This is a genomic window from Yeguia hominis, assembly GCF_014384705.1.
In the GTDB taxonomy this organism is placed as follows: domain Bacteria; phylum Bacillota; class Clostridia; order Oscillospirales; family Acutalibacteraceae; genus Yeguia; species Yeguia hominis.
In genome coordinates, this window is record NZ_JACRSN010000051.1 from 1 (window position 1) to 1,216 (window position 1,216).

General features: G+C 57.2%; 1 pseudogene. It reads right to left on the reverse strand.

Annotated elements, in window-relative coordinates:
- Positions 1–97: 97 nt before the first annotated feature.
- Positions 98–1,006: pseudogene (locus tag IAG03_RS14020) on the reverse strand (IS256 family transposase); the annotation flags it as partial.
- Positions 1,007–1,216: the final 210 nt, after the last annotated feature.

The window sequence follows — 1,216 nt, forward strand, 5'->3', positions numbered from 1 at the left end:
CCATCTGCAGCAGCTCTCTGCTTTTTTCCCTGCGGGCATTTTCTTCCGGGGTGCGTTTCTTTCTTGCCATTGTAAAACCTCCACTGTGGTGCTTCTATTATACACCACATTGGAGGTTTACACAAAGTATGGGACGGTCTCTCTTGTTGCCCCACTGCGTTCCCGCCACATGACGCAGCCTTGCACAGACCAGCATCAGGGCGGAGTTGCCGTCAGGGAATGTTTCCCCCACGCGTGTTCGGCGGCGGATCTCACGGTTCAGCCGTTCGATCACATTGCTGGTGCGGATACGCGTCCAGTGCTCGCTGGGAAAATCACAGCAGGTCAGCGTTTCCTCAATGCCGTCCCCGACCTTCTTGGCAGCCTCCTTCAGCTTCATCGCTCTCAGCTCGGCAATGACAGCTTTTGCCTTCTCGCGGGAGGCTTTCTTGCTCTCCTGGGCGTGGATCGCCTTGAGCATTTTCGCTGCAATCTTGACCTTTGATTTTGGCACAACAGAGAAAACATTGCGGTAGAAATGCACGATGCAGCGCTGGTATTTGGCATCTGGGAATACTTCGCCCACGGCTTCCAGCATCCCCATGCACTTGTCGCCGGCGATGAGCTTCACGCCGTCCAAACCCCGCCCGCGCAGCCGCTGGAAGAAGCTGACCCAGCTGGCCTTGTCCTCTTTCATCCCCTCGGCAGCGCCCGGAACCTCACGAAACCTGTCCTCATTCACGGCAATTGCCGCCGGAATGGCGACATTTTCCTATTCTCCGCCCCAGTTGCGGCGCAGGGAGATGCCTTCTACGTAGACATACGGATAGCGTCCGCCCTGCAAAGGACGGTTCCGCCAGTCTTCAATGTGGACGTAGGCTTTCTTGTTCAGTTCGCTGATGGCAGCGGGCGAGACCTTGCTGTCCCGCAGGGCTTCGGTGATGTCCTCCACACGGCGCACGGAAACGCCTGCCAGGTGCATCTCGATGAGGGCCTCCTCCACGCTGCTCTCCCGGCGGCGATCCCTTAGAGGCTGTCGTCTGCGAGGAAGCGGTCGTAGATAAGACGGATAACGGCGGCTTCTTCGGGGACGATCTCGGGCTGCCCGTCCTCGCCCTTGCTCCTATGTCAAGATTTCGTACAAATTAAAATGAGACAATTCTCCGCGTTTAACCTGCCAAGAGCTCAGCCTGCGTGTGCGTTCTTTCATACACTCGTTCGAACTCATCCGGCGACA